The organism is Arthrobacter globiformis, assembly GCF_030818015.1.
In the GTDB taxonomy this organism is placed as follows: Bacteria; Actinomycetota; Actinomycetes; order Actinomycetales; family Micrococcaceae; genus Arthrobacter; species Arthrobacter globiformis_C.
Genome location: NZ_JAUSZX010000001.1, coordinates 872,029 through 892,983 on the forward strand (window position 1 = coordinate 872,029; position 20,955 = coordinate 892,983).

At 66.3% G+C, this 20,955-nt stretch carries 22 protein-coding genes and 1 pseudogene; 13 read left to right on the top strand and 10 right to left on the bottom strand.

Annotated elements, in window-relative coordinates:
- Positions 1-92: 92 nt before the first annotated feature.
- Together QFZ23_RS04105 and QFZ23_RS04110 are read right to left on the bottom strand one after the other, a co-directional pair.
- Entirely contained in the window at positions 93-728 is a 636-nt protein-coding gene (locus tag QFZ23_RS04105; RefSeq protein ID WP_306920660.1) for a uracil-DNA glycosylase, read from the bottom strand.
- A 221-nt stretch (positions 729-949) separates the two neighbouring features.
- A complete protein-coding gene (locus QFZ23_RS04110) occupies positions 950-2,161 on the bottom strand; it encodes a cobalamin-independent methionine synthase II family protein (RefSeq protein ID WP_306920661.1) in 1,212 nt (403 codons plus the stop codon).
- Between the two features lie 408 nt (positions 2,162-2,569).
- Between QFZ23_RS04110 and QFZ23_RS04115 the strand changes: the two genes are divergently transcribed.
- The 4 genes from QFZ23_RS04115 to QFZ23_RS04130 all read left to right on the top strand — a co-directional run bounded on the left by QFZ23_RS04115 (position 2,570) and on the right by QFZ23_RS04130 (position 6,073).
- Positions 2,570-3,859, top strand: a complete 1,290-nt coding sequence (locus QFZ23_RS04115; RefSeq protein ID WP_306920662.1) for an adenylosuccinate synthase — start codon at positions 2,570-2,572, stop codon at positions 3,857-3,859.
- Positions 3,860-4,109: 250 nt separating this feature from the next.
- Positions 4,110-4,649 (top strand): hypothetical protein, encoded by a 540-nt coding sequence (locus QFZ23_RS04120; RefSeq protein WP_306920663.1) that lies wholly within the window; start codon positions 4,110-4,112, stop codon positions 4,647-4,649.
- A 102-nt stretch (positions 4,650-4,751) separates the two neighbouring features.
- Positions 4,752-5,300 carry an RNA polymerase sigma factor gene (locus QFZ23_RS04125; protein ID WP_306920664.1) on the top strand — a complete coding sequence of 183 codons (549 nt, stop codon included), beginning with the start codon at positions 4,752-4,754 and terminating at the stop codon, positions 5,298-5,300.
- A complete protein-coding gene (locus QFZ23_RS04130) occupies positions 5,297-6,073 on the top strand; it encodes a hypothetical protein (RefSeq protein WP_306920665.1) in 777 nt (258 codons plus the stop codon). The genes QFZ23_RS04125 and QFZ23_RS04130 overlap by 4 nt, the downstream gene beginning before the upstream one ends.
- A gap of 191 nt (positions 6,074-6,264) precedes the next feature.
- On the opposite strand, the pseudogene QFZ23_RS04135 reads toward QFZ23_RS04130, so the two are convergent.
- Positions 6,265-6,351: pseudogene (locus QFZ23_RS04135) on the bottom strand (CoA-binding protein); the annotation flags it as partial.
- A 106-nt stretch (positions 6,352-6,457) separates the two neighbouring features.
- On the opposite strand from QFZ23_RS04135, the gene QFZ23_RS04140 reads away from it, so the two are divergent.
- Positions 6,458-6,883: a CoA-binding protein gene (locus tag QFZ23_RS04140; RefSeq protein ID WP_306920666.1), complete on the top strand. Its 426-nt coding sequence runs from the start codon at positions 6,458-6,460 to the stop codon at positions 6,881-6,883.
- Positions 6,884-6,888: 5 nt separating this feature from the next.
- On the opposite strand, the gene QFZ23_RS04145 is transcribed toward QFZ23_RS04140, so the two are convergent.
- Entirely contained in the window at positions 6,889-7,917 is a 1,029-nt protein-coding gene (locus QFZ23_RS04145; protein WP_306920667.1) for an isopenicillin N synthase family dioxygenase, read from the bottom strand.
- Positions 7,918-7,962: 45 nt separating this feature from the next.
- Between QFZ23_RS04145 and QFZ23_RS04150 the strand changes: the two genes are divergently transcribed.
- From QFZ23_RS04150 to QFZ23_RS04175, 6 genes are all read left to right on the top strand, one after another.
- Complete coding sequence (locus QFZ23_RS04150) at positions 7,963-8,367, top strand: MmcQ/YjbR family DNA-binding protein (protein WP_306920668.1); 405 nt, start codon at positions 7,963-7,965, stop codon at positions 8,365-8,367.
- Positions 8,360-8,908 carry a DUF1990 family protein gene (locus QFZ23_RS04155; RefSeq protein ID WP_306920669.1) on the top strand — a complete coding sequence of 183 codons (549 nt, stop codon included), beginning with the start codon at positions 8,360-8,362 and terminating at the stop codon, positions 8,906-8,908. Before QFZ23_RS04150 ends, QFZ23_RS04155 begins: the two co-directional genes overlap by 8 nt.
- 13 nt (positions 8,909-8,921) lie before the next feature.
- The gene (locus tag QFZ23_RS04160; protein ID WP_306920672.1) at positions 8,922-9,545 is read left to right on the top strand and encodes a hypothetical protein; all 624 of its coding nucleotides are present in this window, start codon (positions 8,922-8,924) and stop codon (positions 9,543-9,545) included.
- A 73-nt stretch (positions 9,546-9,618) separates the two neighbouring features.
- Positions 9,619-9,936 carry a putative quinol monooxygenase gene (locus QFZ23_RS04165; protein ID WP_306920673.1) on the top strand — a complete coding sequence of 106 codons (318 nt, stop codon included), beginning with the start codon at positions 9,619-9,621 and terminating at the stop codon, positions 9,934-9,936.
- Between the two features lie 24 nt (positions 9,937-9,960).
- On the top strand, positions 9,961-10,254 hold the full coding sequence (locus tag QFZ23_RS04170; RefSeq protein ID WP_306920675.1) for a DUF503 domain-containing protein: 294 nt from the start codon (positions 9,961-9,963) through the stop codon (positions 10,252-10,254).
- A 117-nt stretch (positions 10,255-10,371) separates the two neighbouring features.
- Positions 10,372-11,313: a hypothetical protein gene (locus QFZ23_RS04175; RefSeq protein WP_306920677.1), complete on the top strand. Its 942-nt coding sequence runs from the start codon at positions 10,372-10,374 to the stop codon at positions 11,311-11,313.
- A 73-nt stretch (positions 11,314-11,386) separates the two neighbouring features.
- Here the strand turns inward: QFZ23_RS04175 and purL are convergent, their stop codons facing one another.
- From purL to purS, 3 genes are read right to left on the bottom strand one after another with little or no spacing between them, the layout of a single operon-like run.
- Entirely contained in the window at positions 11,387-13,714 is a 2,328-nt protein-coding gene (gene purL / locus QFZ23_RS04180) for a phosphoribosylformylglycinamidine synthase subunit PurL (RefSeq protein WP_306920679.1), read from the bottom strand.
- Positions 13,714-14,484, bottom strand: a complete 771-nt coding sequence (gene purQ, locus QFZ23_RS04185; protein WP_306920680.1) for a phosphoribosylformylglycinamidine synthase subunit PurQ — start codon at positions 14,482-14,484, stop codon at positions 13,714-13,716. Before purQ ends, purL begins: the two co-directional genes overlap by 1 nt.
- A 1-nt stretch (position 14,485) precedes the next feature.
- Positions 14,486-14,737, bottom strand: a complete 252-nt coding sequence (gene purS, locus QFZ23_RS04190; RefSeq protein ID WP_003798434.1) for a phosphoribosylformylglycinamidine synthase subunit PurS — start codon at positions 14,735-14,737, stop codon at positions 14,486-14,488.
- Between the two features lie 255 nt (positions 14,738-14,992).
- On the opposite strand from purS, the gene QFZ23_RS04195 reads away from it, so the two are divergent.
- Entirely contained in the window at positions 14,993-15,208 is a 216-nt protein-coding gene (locus QFZ23_RS04195) for a hypothetical protein (protein WP_306920682.1), read from the top strand.
- Between the two features lie 126 nt (positions 15,209-15,334).
- Complete coding sequence (locus QFZ23_RS04200) at positions 15,335-18,652, top strand: S8 family serine peptidase (protein ID WP_444861243.1); 3,318 nt, start codon at positions 15,335-15,337, stop codon at positions 18,650-18,652.
- 154 nt (positions 18,653-18,806) lie between these two features.
- On the opposite strand, the gene QFZ23_RS04205 is transcribed toward QFZ23_RS04200, so the two are convergent.
- The 3 genes from QFZ23_RS04205 to QFZ23_RS04215 are packed head-to-tail and all read right to left on the bottom strand — an operon-like array spanning position 18,807 to position 20,807.
- Positions 18,807-19,211, bottom strand: a complete 405-nt coding sequence (locus QFZ23_RS04205; RefSeq protein ID WP_306920684.1) for a serine protease inhibitor — start codon at positions 19,209-19,211, stop codon at positions 18,807-18,809.
- Positions 19,208-20,164 (bottom strand): 3-methyladenine DNA glycosylase, encoded by a 957-nt coding sequence (locus tag QFZ23_RS04210; RefSeq protein WP_444861244.1) that lies wholly within the window; start codon positions 20,162-20,164, stop codon positions 19,208-19,210. Before QFZ23_RS04210 ends, QFZ23_RS04205 begins: the two co-directional genes overlap by 4 nt.
- A 4-nt stretch (positions 20,165-20,168) precedes the next feature.
- Positions 20,169-20,807, bottom strand: coding sequence for an SSI family serine proteinase inhibitor (locus QFZ23_RS04215; protein WP_306920686.1), 639 nt, complete (start codon positions 20,805-20,807; stop codon positions 20,169-20,171).
- Positions 20,808-20,955 lie beyond the last annotated feature (148 nt).

The window sequence follows — 20,955 nt, forward strand, 5'->3', positions numbered from 1 at the left end:
AAGTACGACGGCGGGCGGTCACCTTCTCCAAGGAAGGTGACCGCCCGCCGTTGTACTTGTGGCCTGTTAGGGCCCAGGCTCAATCAAAGGTGTTAGCTAGGGGACTTCTGCAGGCCGGTGCGGGCCATGGCGTCGGCGTACGCAACCTGCATCTCGTCCAGGTACTGCTTCTGCCGCTCGGGGCTTCCGGCGAAGGAGCGGCCGCTCAGCGAACGGACCTTGTAGGTCTTCAGCCCCCGGCGCCAGAGCAGCGGAACTTCGGTCTTGAGCAGCAGGCCGGCGAGGCGGTTGGCCTCGGTGCCGTGGGCCACGATGACCGAAGCGCGGGGCACCAGGGCCAGGACCTTCAGCAGCGGCTTGAGGCCGGCCTGGATCTGGTCGGGAGTGAACTTGCCGTTCGGCTCGCCCGGTGTGTGCCACGGGTGCACGTTCCACGGCATGATGTATTCCGGCCGCAGGCCCAGCTTCCACTGGAGGCCCAGCATACGGGCGGCGGCATCGTCGTCGCCCGGCACGATGAAGCCGGTGGGCGATGCCGTGCCGATGTTGGAGAAGAGGCTGATGATGCGGCATTCGTCGACGTCGTGCGCGGGGTCGACGTACGGCACCTGGGTGCCCGGCTTGGCGCTCTGCAACGTGTCGCAGAGCTCATTGACAGCGGCAACGTTGGGCTCGTAACGGCGCCTCAAAAGCTGTTCATGGAAGGATTCGGTAGCCAGGGCTGTCATATGGTGCTGTGTCTCCTGCATGTGGGTCGCGCCGCCGCGCCGCAGGCCGGCACGCCGCAGGCATGCCGAGTGCGGCGTGGTGTGAAATGAGATGTGGACCGGTGCTTGACCGATCCTCCCCAGTTTAGCAAGGCGTCCGAAACCGTGAGGCCCCGCCCCTGCCCGACTCCGTGGCAGAGTCGCGCAGGAGAGGGCCCGCAGGACCGCCAATGAGGGCTAAATCACCTCCAGAGCCGTTTAGTGGCCAGGCGTGCGCCCTCCCCGAGAGCTTCAAGTTTCGCGACGGCGATCTGCGGGTGGACACGGCCGCCGAGGCCGCAGTCGGTGGAGGCGATCACGCTCTCGCGTCCGACGAGCCTGGCGAAGCGTTCGATCCGGTCCGCCACAAGTTCCGGATGCTCCACGACGTTCGTGGCGTGCGAGACAACACCCGGAATGATGACCTTGCCCTCGGGAAGCTTGGTGTTTTCCCACACACGCCATTCGTGCTCGTGCCGGACGTTGGCTGCCTCGAACGAGTAGCCGCCCGCGTTGACCTGCAGGACGGAGCTGATGATGTCGGCAAACGGGATGTCGGTGGTGTGGGGGCCGTGCCAGGATCCCCAGCAGACATGCAGCCGAATCTGCTCCTCGGGCAGGTCGCGGAGGGCCCAGTTGGTGGCCTCGACCCGGAGCTGGATGAAGTTGAGGTAGTCCTCCAGGCTGGGCTCCGGGTTGATCTGGTCCCAGCTCTCCGCCAGCGACGGGTCATCGAGCTGGACGGTCAGTCCGGCGTCGATGATTGCCTTGTATTCCTCGCGCATGGCGTCGGCGCAGGCGTAGACCAGTTCCTCTTCCGTCTTGTAGTACTCGTTGGCCACCCGTGCGCAGGAGCCGGGGGACAGCGACGCGACGAATCCCTCGGTGAGGGCGGCTGCCTGCAGGCCGGTCTTGAGGTTGGTGACGTCTGAGGCCACGAGGTCTTGCCCGGTGTAGGTCAGCGGGCCGGCGATCTTGGGCTGTGCCACGCTCTTGCGGTGGGCGAGGATCCCGGAGGAGGGGTCGTTGTAGGCATCGTTGAACTTCTGCCGGTCCCGGCGGTCAGGGAAGGAGGTCAGGACGATGTTGCCCGGCGTGGAACGGTGCACCTCGGCATCGGCCCAGCGGTCCACGTTGGTGGGCTCGAGGCCGCCGAGGCGGGCGAACGAGTAGTTCCACCAGGCGCCGTAATCCACGCTGTTGGACATGGCGTGCCCGTATTCACCGTCGTTGGGAATGTCGATGCCCAGGTCCTTTTGGCGTTGGACGATGTCCACCACCGAGGTCTGCAGCAGGTCCAGGAACTCCGGCGTGATGCCGTCGGCTTCCTTGGCTTCGTTGGCGGCGATGAGCTCCGGGCTGCGGGGCAGGGACCCGGCGTGGGTGACGCGGATGTGGTCGGTGTTCAGTGACAAGGCAGGATTTCCTTTCCATCGGTCCTGGCGGTAGCACCTTTACGGACGGCAGGGCGCACGGGGCGCTACCCTTCGGTGGCAAGGTTGCTGCGGCATCAGCGATCCAGGTCTCTCGGCCGCTCGGGATGGTTCACTCTCACTTAAGTCCCCAGACGGAGATAGTGGCAAATCACAGGCGCAATGTGTCGCCTGAATCTGCCGCACGGGCGAAATACCAAAAGCCATACTTTTGTCACCCATCCGCTAAACTTGGGTGGTAAGAGCCCCGGAACTCTTGCGTCCTTTCCCCGGTCAGCGCCGCGGGTTCGGGCGACGAATTCGGGGCATTCTCATGAACGGCGCCGACCTCCGGTTGAAGCACCTCGGTGATCCAGCCGGGCTAGGCCCGAACGAATGGGGGAGGATCCCATGCCAGCAATCGTGATCGTCGGAGCCCAGTGGGGCGACGAAGGAAAAGGTAAGGCCACCGACCTGCTTGGCGGCCGCGTCGACTACGTAGTGAAGCCGAACGGCGGCAACAACGCCGGGCACACCGTCGTCGTAGGCGGTGAGAAGTATGAGCTCAAGCTCCTTCCGGCCGGCATCCTCAGCCCCAACGCCGTCCCCATCATCGGCAACGGCTGCGTCGTCAACCTTGAGGCACTTTTCCAGGAAATCGACGGCCTCGAAGCCCGCGGCGCGGACACCTCCAAGCTGCGTGTCTCCGCCAACGCACACCTCGTGGCCCCGTACCACCAGGTGCTGGACAAGGTCACCGAACGCTTCCTTGGCAGCCGCGCCATCGGCACCACCGGCCGCGGCATCGGGCCCACCTACATGGACAAGGTTGCCCGCCTGGGAATCCGCGTCCAGGACGTCTTCGATGAGTCGATCCTGCGCCAGAAGGTGGAAGGCTCGCTGCGCCAGAAGAACGAGCTTCTGGTCAAGATCTACAACCGCCGCAGCATCGAGGTGGACGAAGTGGTCAACTACTTCCTCTCCTTCGCCGACCGGCTGCGCCCCCTGGTCATCGACAGTACACTCGTGCTGAACGCCGCCCTTGACGAGGGCAAGGTGGTGCTCATGGAGGGCGGCCAGGCCACGTTCCTCGACGTCGACCACGGCACCTACCCTTTCGTGACGTCCTCCAACCCCACCGCCGGCGGCGCCTCGGTGGGCTCGGGCATCGGCCCCACCCGCATCTCGCGCTCCATCGGCATCATCAAGGCATACACCACCCGCGTCGGCGCAGGCCCGTTCCCCACGGAACTCTTCGACGAGATGGGCATGTACCTGCAGAAGACCGGCGGAGAATTCGGCGTCAACACCGGACGCCCGCGCCGCTGCGGGTGGTATGACGCCGTCCTGGCCCGCCACGCGTCCCGCGTGAACGGCTTCACCGACTACTTCGTCACCAAGCTTGACGTCCTCACCGGCATCGAGCAGATCCCGGTGTGCGTGGCCTACGACGTCGACGGCGTCCGGCACGACGAGATGCCCATGACCCAGACGGAGTTCCACCACGCGAAGCCCATCTTCGAGTACTTCGAAGGCTGGACCGAGGACATCACCGGGGCCCGCACGCTGGCGGACCTGCCCGAGAACGCCCGCAACTACGTGCTGGCCCTCGAGAAGCTGTCCGGCACCCGCTTCTCCGCGATCGGCGTGGGACCGGACCGCGACCAGACCATCGTGGTCAACGACCTGATCAACGACTGACGCCGGAAGCGTCCGGCAACAACAGCCCAGGCAAGCAGTTCCTGACGGCGGCGGGTCACCTTATGGTGGCCCGCCGCCGTCGTTATTCCGTTTCCTTTTGGCTCGGGAGCGCGCCCGTCTGAAAAAAGTTTCCGCGACCGCGTAACCTGCCGGCCCGCCGCTGCGATTACGTATATGTAAGCGCCGGGCCGGGGGTTGTCCCCCATCGGCTTCCGGCCCGGCCTTCAATCAACCAAAGGACTTTTTTCTGATGAAGAGTGTTAGCAAGACCACCAAGATTGCTGTCGGCGCCGCCATCCTCGCTGTTGGAGGCTTCTCCAGCATCGGACTGGCCAACGCCGCCCAGGTATCCAGCTCGCAGCATGCACAGGTGACCCCCGCTACGCCAGCCACGCCGGCCGTTCCTGCCACCCCCGAGGTCCCGGCTGTGCCCGCCGTCCCGGCCGCCCCGGCAACGCCGACGGTTCCGGCCGTCCCGTCCGCCAAGGCCAAGGCTGCCGGCGAAGCTGCGGACGCAGCCGACGCCGCAGTGGAAGCTGACAAGGACAACGCCGCCGCAAACGCCAACGTCTCCGCCGGGGACAAGGCTGCCGGTGCCGACGTGACTGCAGCAATCCCCGCCACTCCCGCTGTTCCCGGTGGCGCCGGTGTTCCGGCCACGCCGGCCGTTCCCGCCACCCCGGCTGTGCCGGACGTTACGGACCACGTCGCCAAGCCGGCCGCGCCGTCCGTCGCTGCAGACGCTGATGTCAAGGCTGACGCTGCTGCGGACCTGCCTGCCGGCAAGTAGTACACAGCAGGCGAAACAGGCGTTCTCCGAATAGGGGCGTGAGGTGTGCGGCGGTTAGGCTTACTACCGCCGCACACCTGCAGTATAGGGAAGGACAGCTCCTTGGCAGCTCAGCTGACCGATGACGAATTGTCAGCAGCCCTTTCTGGCGACCCCTCCGGCTTCAGCGCTGTCTACAGCGTCATTTCCCCCGCCGTCCTGGGCTATTTCCGGGCCCGCGGAGTGGACGACGCCGAAGCCCTCACACAGGACGTCTTCGTGGATGTCCTCCCCAAGCTCAGCAATGTCAGGGGCGGTCACTCCGGGCTGCGGACATTCATCTTCTCCGTGGCGCACGCCCGGCTCGTGGACTACCGGCGCCGGTCCGCGAGAACACCGCAGCTCACCGAATTCGATCCACTTCTGGACGAGCGGCGGTCTGGTTCCGCCGAGGACGAGGTCCTCGGTTCGCTGGGCGGAATAACTTCCGCACTTGCCATGCTCAACGACGACCAGCGGGAAGTGCTGGTCCTGCGGATCGTCGCGGACCTTTCGGTCGAACAGGTGGCCGGCATCATGGACAAGACTCCCGGGGCCATCAAACAGCTCCAGCGCCGCGGGCTCATCGCCCTTCGCGAACTCGTCAAGGAAAAGGACCACGCAGCATCATGAGTGTCACGCCCGCAGGCCGCGAAGAAGGAGAGATCCAGGCGATCCTCCTGGATTCCGGGCTCGAAGACGACGCCGATCTCCGCAGGTCCCTCCAAGAACTGCGTGGGCTCGCCCAGGACCCTGCACCCCAGCCCCGCGCGGATCTCGCCGCGCTGCTCGCTGACGGGGCATCCGCTTCGGGCGTACCCGCCCAGGGCGAAACCCCTCAAAGCGCTTCCATGCGGCGCGCATCCAACGTCGCCAGCCTCGAACTGCACCGCCGCAACCGGCAACGCAGGATGGGCATCGTGGTGGGCGCCGCGGTGGTCGGTGCCATGGGCCTTGGAGCTGGCGCCGTCGCAGCCTCCAGCGAGGACTTCCGCAACAGCGTAAGCCACACCGTGGTGCGGATCTTCCAGCCCACCAGCCAGACAACCGCGCCGATGCCGGTGCCCACATCGCCCGCCGGCATTCCGGCGGCCCCCGCGCCGACGGTTGCTGCACCCAAACCGTCGGTCACGGGAACGGCCGCTTCGTCGGCCCCCGCGACGCCGGCCCAGACGGATCCGGCTTCCTCAAATGGTTCGTCGAACTCATCCGCAGCGAACGGTTCATCAGGTTCCCGTGGAGCGACGAAGAGCCAGACTCCGGCGCCCGCCAGGCCCAGCCAGCTGCCCACGGTCCCGGGAACGGGTGTGGCTCCCAAGCTTCCGGCCAAGCCGCTGCCGGCGGTGCCCACGGTGCCCGGCGGCATGCCGACCGTCCCGGCCAAGCCGGTCCCCGGCACGCCCTAAGGAAGCCTAAAAAGGAGCGGCGCCGGACGCCTAACCGGGCGGCCAAAAAAGGTTATAAAAAGTTTTGGAATCAGCGTAGCCCTTTCGGGTTCCCCGTCGATTACCCAAGTGAGAGTGCTGCCGGGCTGGAAATTGTCCCCCATCAAATTCCAGCCCGGCATTTTTATGCCGTCGGCGCGGCCGGCTGGCTGCTAGGCCAGGACCTGCCGCTTCGAGGAGATAACCCCCGTGACGAAGCCGGCAAGGTGCGGGCCGCCGTGGAAGCGGGCGTGCTCGACGGTGCTTCTGCGGCTGTAATATTCCGTTGACCGCGGCCTCGGTAGCTGTGCGGCATTCAAATATTCGGAAAATAACGCCAAATCACCGCAGGAGTAGAGTTGAGGCATGGCTCACGAAAATGATCCGGGGGTTATTGACCGACTCATGCGAACGAAGGGCACCTGGGCCATTGTCGGCCTGACCCGGAATGAGTGGCGCTCGGCATACGACGTCTCGCTGTATGTCCGGGACCGCATGGGCATGGAGATCATCCCCATAAACCTGCCGGGCGACGACGTGCACGGGGAGAAGGGCTACCGGAGCCTCGCCGAGATCCCGGCGTCAAAGCACCCTATCGACGTCGTGGACTGTTTCGTCAATTCGCAGAAGGTGGGGGCTGTCATCGACCAGGCCATCGCTGTCGGCGCCAAGGCGGTGTGGCTGCAGCTGGGCGTGTTCGACGACGCCGCCGTCGAACGCGCAAAGGCCGCCGGGCTAGACGTCGTGGTGGACTCGTGCCCCGCGCGCGAAGGCTGGCGCGTAGGCATTTAGCCTGTTCAGGGCCTCATCAGTTCAGGGTAGTGACGTTCGGTGACGTCCGGGTGGGCACGCATCCGGCCCTTGAGCATGTTCAGGCCGAACGAGGCGAGCATCGGGTTGGACGGGTCGTCCGAGATGCCGCGCGCCTGCGCCTTCAGTTCTGCCGGGAGGGGTACCGGATCGATCACCGCGTCGAGCCGGGGTGACCAGAAGAACGGGACGGAGTAACGGTCCACACCGGGTGGCGGCGCCTTGACCCGGTGGATGGTGGCCGCCAGATAGCCCTCGGTGGCCACTTCCAGCATTTCGCCGAGGTTCACGACCAGCGCTTCAGGGGTGGGCTCCACAGGGGCCCACCCGCTCGCGCCCGGCGGCAGCACTTCAAGCCCGCCCACCTCATCCTGGAGCAGGAGGGTCACAAATCCGTAGTCCGCGTGGGAGCCCACTCCCTGGTCGCCCGCCGCTTCCACCACTCCGCCGACGTAATGGACCAGCTTCCCCATCCAGGCCGGAGTATCCCTGAACGGCTCATCGAAATAGTCCTCCGGCTGCTGGAGGGACACAGCGATGGCCCGCATGAGCTCCGCCCCCACCTCGGACATGAGCTCCGCCCAGGCCATGGCCGCCTGCTTCAGCTCCGGCATCGACTCGTCCGGCCAGAGGTTGTGGCCTTGGAGGAGCCAGTACGGCTGCTCGGGGGGATAGTCCTTCACAGGCTCCCGGTCGGGTGAGTAGTCGATCTGCTCGCGCGCGTCCGCCCTTCCCTGCGTGACCTCAGTGCCCATCCGGGTGTAGCCACGGAAATGCGGTGACAGCCGGTTGTCGAGCTTCATGCGTTCTTCGAGGGGCAGGTCGAAAAAGCGCCTGATCGTCGCGAGCAGCTCCTTGGCCTGGCCGGGGGCACCGCCGTAGCCGATGACCTGGAAGAAACCGATGCGGTGCGTGGCATCGCGGAGCGCCTCAATGAACTCCGGATTGAACGAACCGTCGGCCCGGCGTGCGGAGCCGAGATCCAGTACAGGTATGGTCTCCCGGGCAGCTGCCATGTTCGCAGACTAGCACCGCCCGGAAAGGGTTTGTAGGCTCGCAGCATGGACCCAGCCGAACTGAGAAAAATCTGCCTGTCGTTTCCGGGCACCTTCGAGGATTTCCCGTTCGGTCCCGAAACGTCGGTGTTCAAGGTCAGGGCGGCCGTGTCCGGCGGGGCAAAGCAGGAGGCCAAGATGTTCGCGGCGTCCGCGATGGATCCTGACGACTGGTCGGTGAGCCTCAAGTGCGAGCCTGCCCTGGCCGAACAGCTCCGGGCCGTGCACCCGGAAATCACCGGCGCGTGGCACATGAACAAGACGCACTGGAACGGCGTCCGCCTGGACGGGGCCCTGCCTGACGACATGGTCCGGGACATGGTGGAGGACTCCTACGACCTTGTGGTTGCCTCGCTGAGCCGGAAACAGCGGGAGCAGCTTGGCTGGGCCAGGCTGGCGGGCAATGAGTGAGAAGCGCCTGGCCCGGGGTGCCCTCAACTATTCGGAGATCGGTGCCACCGAGCACGGCGGGTCTCCGGCGGGCTACCGCCGTGTGGCGTCCCGCACCTATCTCGGTGAGGGGGCAGAGGTCTACTTCCGGGTGGCCCAGGGGATCCTGGCTTGGGAACTGCAGCGGCGGTCTGGCCTGCGGGTCCGGACCGAGTCCGGCGTCGCTGTTCCCGGCGCACGCGTGGTGAGCGGATTCGGCGTCGGGCCCTTCCGACTCAACGTTCCCTGTGAAGTGGTGTGGGTGCACCGCCCTGTTCCGGGCCGAGGACCGCAGTCCGCCGGCTTCGGCTACGGCTCCCTGCCGGGCCATCCGGTACGCGGTGAGGAGTCGTTCGAGGCTGAGATTGATGCCCAGGGCCGGGTCTACCTCAACATCACCGCATTCAGCCGGCCGTCCAACTGGTTCTACGCTGCGGGCGGCGCGCTTGCCCGCCGCGCGCAGCGTCTCATGACTTCCCGTTACATTGAGGGTGCACGCCAACTCGCCGCAGGTGAAAGCTGATCAGGAGAGGTACATGCTGGACCAAAAGAGCCTTGACCTTTTATGGAACTTTGAGGATCCGAAGCTGTCGGAGCAGCGTTTCCGGGATGCGCTCGCCGACCCCCGGTACGACGCCGACGAGCGCGCCGAACTCGCCACGCAGCTGGGGCGGGCCATCGGGCTCCATGGCCGCTTCGAAGAGGCTGACGCGCTGCTCGACGCGATCGACGGGGACGAGCCGACGGTAGGTGTCCGGATACTGCTGGAGCGCGGGCGGGTTCTGAACTCGAGCGGGCACGCGGCCATGGCGGTGCCCCTGTTTGAGCAGGCCGCCGAGCTCGGCGACCATCTTGGCGAGGAGTTCCTTGCGGTGGACGCGCTGCACATGCTGGCCATAGCCGACTCCGCCCACGCCGAGCTCTGGACCCGCAGTGCGCTGGAGTACGCCTCCACCGTCCACGACGAGCGCACCAAGCGCTGGATGGTGGCCCTGCACAACAACCTGGGCTGGACGCTGCATGCTGCGGGCCGGCTCACCGAGGCGCTCGTGGAGTTCCAGCTGGCTGAGCAGTGGGCGGAACGCGTCGGAACCCCGGCCCAGCAGAAGTACGCCCGCGAGGCCATCGAGGAGTGCGAGCAGGCGCTGGCCGCCCACTGAGTGCACGCCCACGACGGCACACTTGAAGAATTGGCTCGTTCGAGCCGACCCGCCCAGGAACGGAAGGAAACCCGTGATTTTCATCGTCGTTAAGTTCAAGGTCAAGCCGGACTGGTCCGACAAGTGGCTCGGCCTCGTGGCCGACTTCACCGAGGCCACCCGCCAGGAGCCGGGCAACCTTTGGTTCGACTGGTCCCGCAGCGTGGACGACCCCAACGAGTTCGTCCTCGTTGAAGCGTTCAAGGACGATGCCGCCGGCGACCACGTCAACAGCGCTCACTTCGAGAAGGCCATGGCGGACATGCCGCAGGCCCTCGCCGAGACCCCGCGCATCATCAGCCGCCAGCTCGACGGTGAAGGCTGGGAAAGGATGGGCGAACTCACGGTCTAAGCCCCTGTCGCTAGCATTAACGTCATGTGGATCGGCTGGATCGAGTTCGACATCCTCCTCGGCGACGTGCACAGCCTCAAGGAAAAGCGGTCCGTCGTGCGGCCGCTCCTGGCCGAGGTGAAACGGCGCTATGAGGTCTCCGTGGCCGAGGTGGGGGACCACGAGCAGTACCGCCGCACGAGGATCGGCGCCGGTCTGGTCGCCGCCGACCGCGCGCACCTCGTGGAGGTGCTCACCGCCGTCGAACGCTTCGTGGCCTTCCGCCCCGAACTGGAGCTGCTGAGCGCCCGGCAGCGGGAGATCCACAGCGAGGATTAACCCATGGATTGCTCCGTACCTGGCCTTTTGGCCATCCGAAACGGCGGGTACGGAGCAATCGATGGAGTCTGTGGATAACTCCTGCGGCGCCGTGGCTCTTTCTGTTCTTATGTAGCCATGAAGACCCCACGCCCATTGCCGAACAAATTCCAGGACAGGCCCTTCACCGTTGGTGAGGCCGGCCGCGCGGGCATCACCTCAAAGCGACTCCGGCACCGCTCGCTCACAGCGTTGGGCCGGGGTATCCGTGCAGAAGGCCCGACGGCGGAACTCGCCTTGGCTGTCAGGGTGCGTCCCTTCATCGAGATCAATGAGCGGTGCGCCGCATCGCACCTCACGGCTGCGGAGCTCCTCAACCTGCCGCGACGACGGCAGAAGGAAGCGTCCGATATGTTCGACATCATCAGGCCCGAGGGGGCAGCCCATCTAAACCGGCCGCACGTCGTCGTGCACCGGATGAAGCTCTACGACGACGAAGTCACGGTTGTTGACGGCATCCCCGTCACCACGCCGGAACGTACGTGGCTAGATCTCGCCGAAATGCTGAGCGTGGATGAGCTTGTTGTGGCGGGGGACGGCTGTGTGCGTGTTCCGCGCCTGGAGCTTGAAGGCCGCGACCAGCCGTTATGTGCGCTGCCGGATCTGCAACGCATGATTGACCGGCACAAGGGGAAGCGGGGGCTGCGCAAGGCCAAGGAGGCCGTCAGGCTCATCCGAGTTGGTTCGGACTCACCGCAGGAGACTCTGCTTCGGCTGGCGCTGGTGCGCTCGGGGCTTCCGGAGCCGGCGCTGAACGTGCCGATATTTTCCGAAGACGGCAGGCGTCACCATGAGCCGGATCTGTCCTACAAGCAGTACCGCATCGGCATCGAGTATGAAGGGGAACAGCACGGTGACGAGCTGCAGATCGTCCGGGACATCGCGCGATCGGAACGGTACTCTGCTCTGGGCTGGACGGAAGTCCGGATATCCAAGCGCCACACGGTCAACGATGCCAAGGCCGCGGTTGCCAAGGTCCGCAACGCGCTGGTCCAAGCCGGCTGGCGGCCCGGCCGTTAGGCAACGACCGCTCCGTAACTGCCGTTCTGACGGGTCAAAAGGGCAGTTACGGAGCAATCGACGGGGTTGGAGCTTAGCCGAAGTACTTCGGCAGGGTGGCCTCGTGGGCTTCGCGGAGGGCGTCCAGCGAGAGGGTGTCCACGCCGTTGATCTCCAGCTGTCCGCTGGCTGCGTCCACCACGCCGATGCGGAGGTGCTCGAAGCCGCGGGCGGTGCACATGTCCTTGAAGCGGACTTCCTCGGAGCGCGGAACGCTGACGACCGCGCGGCCCTGGGTCTCGGAGAACAGCGCCGTGAAGAGGTCAACGCCGTCGCGGTCCAGGACATCCTGCAATGCGATCCGGGCACCCACGCCGTAGCGCAGCGCCGATTCCACGAGGGCCGCGGCAAGGCCGCCTTCGGAGAGGTCGTGGGCCGAGTCCACCATGCCGTCGCGGGACGCGTTGATCAGTATCTCGCCCAGCGCGCGTTCGGCCTCGAGGTCAACCTTCGGAGGCAGGCCGCCGAGGTGGCCGCGCAGGTTGGACCATTCCGAGCCGTCCAGCTCGGCAGCCGTGGTGCCCAGCAGGTAGATGGCGGCGCCGTCTTCCCGCCAGCCCGACGGCGTGCGGCGGGCGACGTCGTCGAGCTTGCCCAGCACTGCCACCACGGGGGAGGGGTGGATCGGCGTGGTGCCGGTCTGGTTGTACAGCGAGACGTTGCCGCCGGTCACCGGGATGCCCAGCACCATGCAGGCGTCGGAGAGGCCGCGGATGGCTTCGGCCAGCTGCCACATGACGTCCGGGTCCTCGGGGGAACCGAAGTTCAGGCAGTCGCTGACGGCCATCGGCACGGCGCCGGAGGTGGCCACGTTGCGGTAGGCCTCTGCCAGTGCCAGCTGGGCGCCGTGGTACGGGTCCAGGTAGGTGTAGCGGCCGTTGGCGTCGGTGGCAAGGGCCACGCCCAGGCCGGATTCCTCGTCCACCCGGACCACGCCGGCGTCGTCCGGGAACGCCATGGCGGTGTTGCCGCCGACGTACCGGTCGTACTGGTTGGTGATCCAGGACTTGTCGCACATGTTCGGCGAGGCAACGAGCTCGGTGACGGCTGCGGCCAGCTCCGCCGGGGCGGAGGGGCGGCCGGCGTCCTGCGCGGAACCGGTGAACTGATCGGCCTGGACGGCGTCCTGCCACTCCGGGCGGGCGAACGGGCGGTCGTAGACCGGGCCGTCGTGGGCCACGGTGCGCGGGTCGACGTCGACAATGACTTCGCCTTCCCACGTGATGATCAGGCGGCCGCTGTCGGTCACCTCACCCAGCCAGGCGTACTCCACGGCCCACTTGTCCATGACGGCTTCGAAGGCCTCGACGTTCTCCGGCGTCACCACGGCCATCATGCGTTCCTGGGACTCGGACATCAGGATCTCGCCAGGAGTCAGGGTGGGGTCGCGCAGCAGGACAGAGGTGAGTTCGACGTTCATGCCGCCGTCGCCGTTGGAGGCGAGTTCGGACGTGGCGCAGGAGATGCCTGCGGCGCCGAGGTCCTGGATACCTTCAACCAGCGAGCCCTTGAACAGTTCAAGGCAGCACTCGATCAGGACCTTCTCGGCGAACGGGTCGCCCACCTGGACGGCAGGCCGCTTGGACGGCTTGGTGTCGTCGAAGGACTCTGAGGCGAGCACGGAGGCGCCGCCGATGCCGTCGCCGCCGGTGCGTGCACCGAACAGCACCACCTTGTTGCCCTTGCCGGAGGCGTTGGCCAGGCGGATGTCCTCGTGGCGCATCACGCCCACGGCCAGGGCGTTGACCAGCGGGTTGCCCTGGTACACGGAGTCGAAGACCATCTCGCCGCCGATGTTCGGCAGGCCCAGCGAGTTGCCGTAGCCGCCGATGCCGGCGACCGCGCCGTGCATGACGCGGGCGGTGTCCGGGTGGTCGATGGCGCCGAAGCGCAGCGGATCCATCACGGCAACCGGGCGGGCGCCCATGGAGATGATGTCGCGGACGATGCCGCCGATGCCGGTGGCGGCACCCTGGTACGGCTCAACGAACGACGGCGAGTTGTGGGACTCAATCTTGAAGGTCACGGCCCAGCCGTCGCCAAGGTTGGTGACGCCGGCGTTTTCGCCGATGCCCACCAGCATGTCCTTCTTCATCTCGTCGGTCACCTTCTCGCCGAACTGGCGCAGGTGGTTCTTCGAGGACTTGTAGGAGCAGTGCTCGCTCCACATCACTGAGTACATGGCGAGTTCCGCGCCGGTCGGGCGGCGGCCCAGGACCTTGACGATCTCGTCGAACTCGTTCTGCTTCAGGCCCAGCTCGGCCCAGGGCAGCTCGGTGTCCGGCGTCTTGGCCGCATTCTCGACGGTGTCGATGTTGAACTTCTTGGTCTCGGTGATCGAGCTTGTCGAAATCTCGGTCATTAGTTCGCTCCCACAATCTTGTTCAGTACCGAGGTGAAGAAGCCCAGGCCGTCGGTGTCCGTCCCGCCGATGCCGTCCAGGGATTCGGGGCCGAAGCCAACTTCCACAGCGTGCTCCGGGTGCGGCATGAGGCCCACCACGTTGCCGGCGGCGTTGGAGATGCCGGCGATGTCGCGGCGGGAGCCGTTGGGGTTGAAGCCCACGTAGCGGAACACCACGCGGCCCTCTGCCTCAAGCGCATCCAGGGTCTTTTCGTCGGCGATGTACTGGCCGTCCTGGTTCTTCAGCGGCACCGTGATTTCCTGGCCCGCGGCGTAGTCCCCGGTCCAGTAGGTGCTGCTGTTTTCGACACGCAGCACCTGGTCGCGGCACATGAACTTCAGGTGGTCATTCTTGATCATCGATCCGGGCAGCAGATGTGACTCGGTGAGAATCTGGAAGCCGTTGCAGATGCCGAGCACGGGCAGCTTCGCCTCCGAGTTGGCGGCGTCGATGATCTTGGACATCAGCGGGGCGAAACGTGCGATGGCACCTGCACGGAGGTAGTCCCCGTACGAGAAACCGCCGGGGATGATGACGGCGTCCACGTCACCCAGTTCGGTGTCCGCGTGCCAGAGCGGCACGGGCGTGCCGCCTGCCAGGCGCACCGCGCGTGCGGCGTCGCGGTCATCCAGAGTTCCGGGGAAAGTGACGACGCCGATCTTTGCGCCCGCCAAGCGCGGCTCCGCGGCGACGGCGACTGCCTCGCCGATCAGGGGAAGTTCAGTCATCTCAGGCCTCGACGACCTCGACGTTCACGACGTCCTCGATCACGGGGTTGGACAGCAGAGTTTCGGCGGCATCGCGGGCCTGGGCCAGGATGTCCTCGGTCACCTCGCCGTCAACGGTCAGTTCGAAACGCTTGCCCTGGCGTACAGAGCTAAAGCTGGTGAAGCCCAGGCGGGGGAGTGCTCCCACGATGGCCTTCCCCTGCGGGTCCAGAATCTCGGGTTTGGGCATGACGTCGACAACGATCCGGGGCATCCGGCAACTCCTGTGCATGTGCATTGGGTAAGGGCGCAGCGGAGTGGTGCCGTCTCACGCCATTCCTGAAGTTGCCTGGCCGGTTCAAATGGCAGGCATTCAAATGGCATGGTGTGGACGGGCGCTCCGCGAGCTTGCATGCCTATTCTACCGGCCGCGGCGCACCACTTTCGTATTCGGTGCGGCGGACGCCTGAACATGGGAAGAACGACGCCGGCTCTGGCCCGCCGTGGGCAGCCTCAGTAGGATTGCGGAATGGCTGAGAAACCGAAATCTGTCCTGTTGCCGGTGATGGCCGTCGCCGTGTTCGCCGGCCTCGGCCGGATGGTGTTCCAGAAGATCAAGGCCGACCGTGCGGCCCGTCAGAATCGTGTTGGCCGGGGTGCCGCCGGGCAGGACCGGGTGGCCGGTCCTGTGGACGAGAAGACGCGCCAGTGGATCAGCGAAGTGGTCCGCACTCCGCGGCAGTAACTCCACCGCGCCGCGGCAGCGCAGCTTTACCTCCCCGGCGGCGGGTGCCCTTTAGGGTGCCCGCCGCCGCTTTGTGATGGGAATGTCGAAGGAAGTGACAAAAATGTAAATTCTGGTTTGTGCCCTATGTCATATGCGGCTCTCAGTAGGTACTGTGGGGACCGGTCGACGATTGCTGGGATCGACAGGACCTGTCATCTTCACGTGTCGTTGCCGCCTGCGCCCGGCAATGTAGCCGGGGCTGTTCCTTATGAAAGGTTCAAACCACTCGTGAAATCAGCAGGAAAAAGCTTCTTCCGAAGCCGGGGGGCCCGGAAAGCAGCGGCACTGGTTGTCGGCTTGCCTTTGCTCCTTTCGTCAGTCGGCGCGCTGCCCGCAACCGCGGCGCCGTCGCAGGGTGCGGCGCCGTCGCAGGGTGCGGCTCCGGCCGCACAGCAAAAGAACGTCGACCCCAACGACTACTCGGCCGGCCGCTACATCGTGGTCCTGACCGAGAAGCCCGCCGCCACCTACGAGGGCGGCACGCCGGGCCTGCAGGCCACAAAGCCGCGGTCCGGCCGCAAACTCGACGCCGACCGGGCGGAGGTCCGCAAGTACCAGGCCCACCTTGAGGCGAAGCAGGACGCGCTGGCCGAAAAGGAAAAGGTGCAGATCCGTCGCAAGTACACGGCGGCACTCAACGGCTTCAGCGCCACGCTCACCGCCGACCAGGCCGTGAACCTGGCCAAGAACCCTGGGGTCCTCGCGGTGGCGCCGGACACCCAGCAGGCCCCGGACTACTCCACCACGGACTTCCTCAAGCTCAGCGGCGCCAACGGCACGTGGAACAGGCAGTTCGGCGGCAAGGCGGGCGCCGGCAAGGGCGTTGTGGTGGGCGTCATCGACTCCGGCTACACGCCTGGCAGCCAGTTCTTCGCCGGCAAAGACGTTGCGCCGCTCAAGGGCAATCCGCAGGTTGGCGTTCCCTACCGCACCGCCGGCGGCAACATCGCGATGCTGAAGGCAGACGGCAGCACCTTCGAGGGCGAGTGCCAGAAGGGTGAAAAGTTCAACGGAACGGCCTGCAACTCCAAGGTCCTCAGTGCCAGGTACTTCTCTGACGCCTTCGAGGAGTCCGTGGCCAAGCAGGACCGGGCGCCGGAGGAACTGATTTCGCCAGTGGATGTGGGAAGCCACGGAACCCACACGGCAAGCACCGCCGCCGGCAACGCCGACGTCGAGACCTTCGTTGACGGCCGCAGCTTCGGCCTGACCGGCGGCATCGCACCGGCAGCCAAGCTTTCCATCTACAAGATCTGCTGGGAGGACAACGATCCCAACACCGGCGGCTGCTACACCTCGTCCGCCGTGGACGCCATCAACCAAGCCGTACTCGACGGCGTGGACGTCCTGAACTACTCGATCTCGGGCACCACCTCCACCACCACGGACCCGGTGTCAATGGCGTTCCTGTCCGCCGCCTCAGCCGGCATCTTCGTGGCCACCTCCGCGGGCAACTCCGGCCCTGAAGCCAGCACCGTGAACCACGGCGAACCGTGGGTCACCACCGTTGCGGCCAGCAGCTTCTCGCAGGAACTGCAGGGAACTGTCGAGTTCTCCGACGGCAGCAAGTTCCGCGGCGCCAGCATCATGAACCGTGAAGTTGCCGGCGCAGGCGTTGTGCTTGCCGCCAATGCAGCATCCGGGCAGGCCGCCGACCCTGCACTGTGCGCCCCGGGCTCACTCGACCCGGCCAAGATCGCCGGCAAGGTGGTGGTCTGCGACCGCGGCGTCTACGACCGGGTGGCCAAGAGCGCCGAGGTTGCGCGGGGTGGCGGGGTGGGCATGATCCTCGTCAACCTGACAGCATCGTCGCTCGACGCCGACAAGCACTCCGTCCCCACCGTGCACGTGAATCCGCCTGCCACGGCGACCATAAAGGCAAAGGTGGCGGCGAACCCGGCCATCAAGGTTTCCCTGGTCAACAAGGACACCACGGGACTGCCCGCAGAGGCGCAGCCACAGATCGCCGGCTTCTCCTCCCGCGGACCGCTCCTCGCCACCGACTCCGACCTGCTGAAGCCCGACGTCGCCGCGCCCGGCGTGGCTGTCCTGGCCGGAGTATCGCCGATCGGCGCCGGCGGCGACGAATTCGGATTCATGTCCGGGACGTCGATGGCGTCGCCCCACGTGGCCGGCTTCGGTGCCCTCATCCTGGGCAAGAACCCCATCTGGTCCCCGGCCGCCGTGAAGTCGGCCATGATGACCACCGCCAGCGACGTCAAGCTCGCAGACGGCAGCAAGAACACGGACGTCCTGGCCACCGGTGCAGGGCAGGTCAATCCCGCCCGCGTGCTGGATCCGGGTCTCGTGTACGACGCCAGCACCGATGATTACCTGCGGTTCATCCAGGGAACCGGCGTCGACCTGGGCATGCCCGGCCTCCGCACCACGCGGCCCCGCGACATGAACGTCCCGTCCGTCTCGCTCGGAAACCTGGCAGGCAGGATCGAGGTCACCCGCACGGTGACAGCGCTGACGCCGGGCGTGTACAGCGCCAAGGCCAGCGTGCCGGGAGTGAAGGTGACCGTCACGCCGTCGGTCCTGTCCTTCGGCGCGGCCGGCGAGAAGCGCACGTTCAAGGTGGCCTTTGAAAACCAAAGCGCCAAGCTGGGTGAGTTCGCCGCCGGTGCGCTCACGTGGCAGGGGGCCAACAAGACCGTGACATCACCCATTGCGGTCCGGCCGCAGTCGGTGGTGGCTCCCAAGAACATTTCGTTCACCTCCCAAGGAGCCAACGGTTCCGGGAACATCAGCATCGTCTCGGGTTCGAACTCGCCCACGAACGTGACGCTCGACGGCCTGTCAAAGGCGGACTCCTCACCCATCGAACTTGTCCCCGGGCCGTTCCGGTACGAGGCGGATGCCTCGAACTTCGTCAAGACCGTGGAAGTTCCGGCCGGGGTACCGCTGGCCAAGCTGTCCGTGATTTCTGCGGATGAGAACGCCGACTTCGACATGGTGGTCATCACCCCGGACGGTGAGGGAATTGTCGTCGCCACGGCCTCAGCGAGCGAGTCCGTCTCGATACCGAACCCTGCTGCGGGAACCTACCGGATGTTCGTGAACCTCTACGACAGTCCCAGCCACCGGGCAACCAGGGCCTCCGTGGATGCTGCGGTCCTGGGGGCAAATGAGGGCAACGCCACCGTGACGCCTGATCCGGTCCGCCTTGCGAACGGGCTCGGCGGGAAGCTTGCCCTCACCTGGAAGAACCTGGCTCCCGGCTCCTACATCGGACGGATCACCTTCGACGGGGCGAGCTCCCCGACGTTTGTGAACGTTGTGGTGGCGGAGGGCGGCGCCGTCGCAGTTGCACCGGCTTCGGAAGATCCGAAGAAAAAGAAGGAACAGGGGAAGGTCCAGAACGAGGACCTGATGCGGTCACCGGATAACTCCATCTAGGAAGGTCCCGGAACCGGGCTCCCGAAAGGGCCCCACAGCGAAGGCCGGCGAGCGTGGCGCAAAATGCCAGGGTCCCGCCGGCCTTCGCCGTGCCCTGCCCTGTTCCAGCCGGCATCCCCTGCAGCTGGATACCGGGCAGCAGATGGCGCCGGGATCAGATGGCGCCCGTGGACCCGGCTACTCCGCCCAGCAGTGGGGACAGCGCCCGCCAGCGGGCAATTTCGCAGCCGTCCGTCAGGGAAAACCGGGAGTTCACAGCACGGCCGTTGAAGGTGCCGGTGACCACGGCAACCTGGGGGCCGCCGTACTGCTGGGTGCAGAGCTTGGGCGGGCCCGGCTCGGGGAAGAAGATCCGTTCGCCGAAGCGGCCGACGGCGGCAATCGCCGCCGCCGGATCCGGCAGCGTTGATTCCACCAGCTGGCCGGAACGGCTGACGAGGGTAAAGACGTGTTCCGGGCCGCCGGGGGCGTGGGTGAGGGCGACGGTCAGTTCCAGGTCCGGGTCCGGAGGCAGGTCCGGGCCCGGGCCCGGGCCCGGGGATGCAGGTGTAGCGTTCATCGTTCCGCCTCCGCCCCGAAGTGGTCGAAGAGCGGCGCGAGGGCGGCCATCAGCCGGCCGCGCAGCGCCTGGGCTTCGGCCGAGAAGGCCCGCTGCTGCTCCACGTAAGCAGCCTTGCCGCCGGGGGTCTCAATCGGAATGGCCGGGTAGCCCCAGTCTGTGAGGTCATAGGGGGAGGCCTGCATGTCCATGGCCCGCACCCGCCACGACAGCTCGAAGCAGTCCATCACGAGTTCGCTCGGCAGGGCCGGGGAGAGCTTGTACGCCCACTTGTAGAGATCCATGTTGGCATGCAGGCACCCGGGCTGCTCCATGCTCCGCTGGTTCTCCCGGCTGGGTGACAGCTCATTCAGGGGCACGGCGTCGTGTGTGTAGAACCGGAATGCGTCGAAGTGGGAGCAACGGATCCTGTTGTCTTCAACCACCTTGTCCGTGCCCGCGCCGCCCAGCCGCAGCTTGAGGTACTCGTGGCGCAGCTCGAACTTCTCCTGCCGGTAGACCATGGCCCACTCATGCAGGCCGAAGCAGCCGAACTGCGCCGGCCGCGCGGCCGTTCCGGCCAGGATGACCCGGGCAAACAGGAGGGCGTCGCGCCGTTCGGCCAGGAATGCCTCCCGGTCGAACGCCACCGCGGTGCTGCCGTGCGGGAGGCCCGCGCTGGCCAGCTCGCCGCCGTCGAGGGCTTTGTAGTATTTCCAGTCCTTGCGGGCGGCAGCCTCTGTTCCGGAGAGGACCACGCCGTCCCCGGGATGCCAGCGCAGCAGCTGGCCTGGCTTTTGCGTGTAGTACGTGAAGAGGAAGTCCTCCACGGGATGCTTCCGCCCCGCGGAGCGGCGGGCAAGGTAGGGATCGGCGTACCGGCGCACCCTGCGCGCGTGAGCGGCTTCGCGTTCCCGCCAGTCGGCGGGGGAGAGGACCTGGGCAACGGGGATCGTCAAAGCAGTGCCTGCCACAGTGCTAAAGCGCCCCGCCTGCGGCACCGAGGATGTCCTTGGCGGCGTTCCAGGCACCGATCTGGCAGCCGTCCCGCAGGGCGAAGGAGGTCTCCACCGGGGTGCCATTGACTTCGCCGGTCACGGTGGCCACCTGCGGCCCGCCGTACTGCTGCGTGCAGGAGATGCCTTTCGGCGGAGCGGCGCCGTTCACGATGGCTGCGTTGTTCTTCAGAGCCGTGCACGCTGCGGCGGCGTTGGGGTGCTGGCTTTCTGCCATCGGCGCGCCGCCCTTGCAGACCAGCGTGTAGTTGACGGCCTTACCGTCCTTCGACGCTTTGACCGTGATGGACAGTTCGGCATTGCCGGCGCCGGGGCCGGATGGCAGGGGAGAAGCGGCAGGGGGTGCGGGCGCTGGGACTGTCGTTTCGGCGTCGGGCGGTGTTGTCCCGGGCGTCGGGGTACCGGGAGTGCCGGTGCCGGGGGTTTCAGTGCCCGGAGTCTCGGTGCCTGGGGTTTCGGTGCCGGGCGATGAGGTCCCCGTCGAGCCGGTGGTGGTCCCGGGGGAGGCCGAAGGCTGGCCGGTTCCGGTGTCCGGGGTGCAGGCCGCGAGACCGCCCGTCGCCGCGAGGGCGAGCAGCACAGAAATCAGTTGCTTGCGCATGCCGGGTCTCCTCAAGTTTTTCCCATTCTACCGTCGGGGCCCCGGCCCGTCCGGTACGGGCGGATAACGGTACCCGGCAATTGCTAACGGAAGGGTATCGATTCTTGCGGGCGTCCGCGGTATGTTTCTGACATCAACGGGTGCGCGG

Excerpts from the sequence above, each read along its gene's own strand:
- QFZ23_RS04105 (WP_306920660.1), bottom strand. The coding sequence starts at position 728 with ATGACAGCCCTGGCTACCGAATCCTTCCATGAACAGCTTTTGAGGCGC.
- QFZ23_RS04175 (WP_306920677.1), top strand. The coding sequence starts at position 10,372 with ATGAAGACCCCACGCCCATTGCCGAACAAATTCCAGGACAGGCCCTTC.
- purL (WP_306920679.1), bottom strand. The coding sequence starts at position 13,714 with ATGACCGAGATTTCGACAAGCTCGATCACCGAGACCAAGAAGTTCAAC.
- QFZ23_RS04155 (WP_306920669.1), top strand. The coding sequence starts at position 8,360 with ATGAGTGAGAAGCGCCTGGCCCGGGGTGCCCTCAACTATTCGGAGATC.
- purQ (WP_306920680.1), bottom strand. The coding sequence starts at position 14,484 with ATGACTGAACTTCCCCTGATCGGCGAGGCAGTCGCCGTCGCCGCGGAG.
- QFZ23_RS04160 (WP_306920672.1), top strand. The coding sequence starts at position 8,922 with ATGCTGGACCAAAAGAGCCTTGACCTTTTATGGAACTTTGAGGATCCG.
- QFZ23_RS04145 (WP_306920667.1), bottom strand. The coding sequence starts at position 7,917 with ATGGCAGCTGCCCGGGAGACCATACCTGTACTGGATCTCGGCTCCGCA.
- QFZ23_RS04205 (WP_306920684.1), bottom strand. The coding sequence starts at position 19,211 with ATGAACGCTACACCTGCATCCCCGGGCCCGGGCCCGGGCCCGGACCTG.
- QFZ23_RS04200 (WP_444861243.1), top strand. The coding sequence starts at position 15,335 with ATGTCATATGCGGCTCTCAGTAGGTACTGTGGGGACCGGTCGACGATT.
- QFZ23_RS04215 (WP_306920686.1), bottom strand. The coding sequence starts at position 20,807 with ATGCGCAAGCAACTGATTTCTGTGCTGCTCGCCCTCGCGGCGACGGGC.
- QFZ23_RS04140 (WP_306920666.1), top strand. The coding sequence starts at position 6,458 with ATGGCTCACGAAAATGATCCGGGGGTTATTGACCGACTCATGCGAACG.
- QFZ23_RS04115 (WP_306920662.1), top strand. The coding sequence starts at position 2,570 with ATGCCAGCAATCGTGATCGTCGGAGCCCAGTGGGGCGACGAAGGAAAA.
- QFZ23_RS04170 (WP_306920675.1), top strand. The coding sequence starts at position 9,961 with ATGTGGATCGGCTGGATCGAGTTCGACATCCTCCTCGGCGACGTGCAC.
- QFZ23_RS04195 (WP_306920682.1), top strand. The coding sequence starts at position 14,993 with ATGGCTGAGAAACCGAAATCTGTCCTGTTGCCGGTGATGGCCGTCGCC.
- QFZ23_RS04130 (WP_306920665.1), top strand. The coding sequence starts at position 5,297 with ATGAGTGTCACGCCCGCAGGCCGCGAAGAAGGAGAGATCCAGGCGATC.
- QFZ23_RS04150 (WP_306920668.1), top strand. The coding sequence starts at position 7,963 with ATGGACCCAGCCGAACTGAGAAAAATCTGCCTGTCGTTTCCGGGCACC.
- QFZ23_RS04120 (WP_306920663.1), top strand. The coding sequence starts at position 4,110 with ATGAAGAGTGTTAGCAAGACCACCAAGATTGCTGTCGGCGCCGCCATC.
- purS (WP_003798434.1), bottom strand. The coding sequence starts at position 14,737 with ATGCCCCGGATCGTTGTCGACGTCATGCCCAAACCCGAGATTCTGGAC.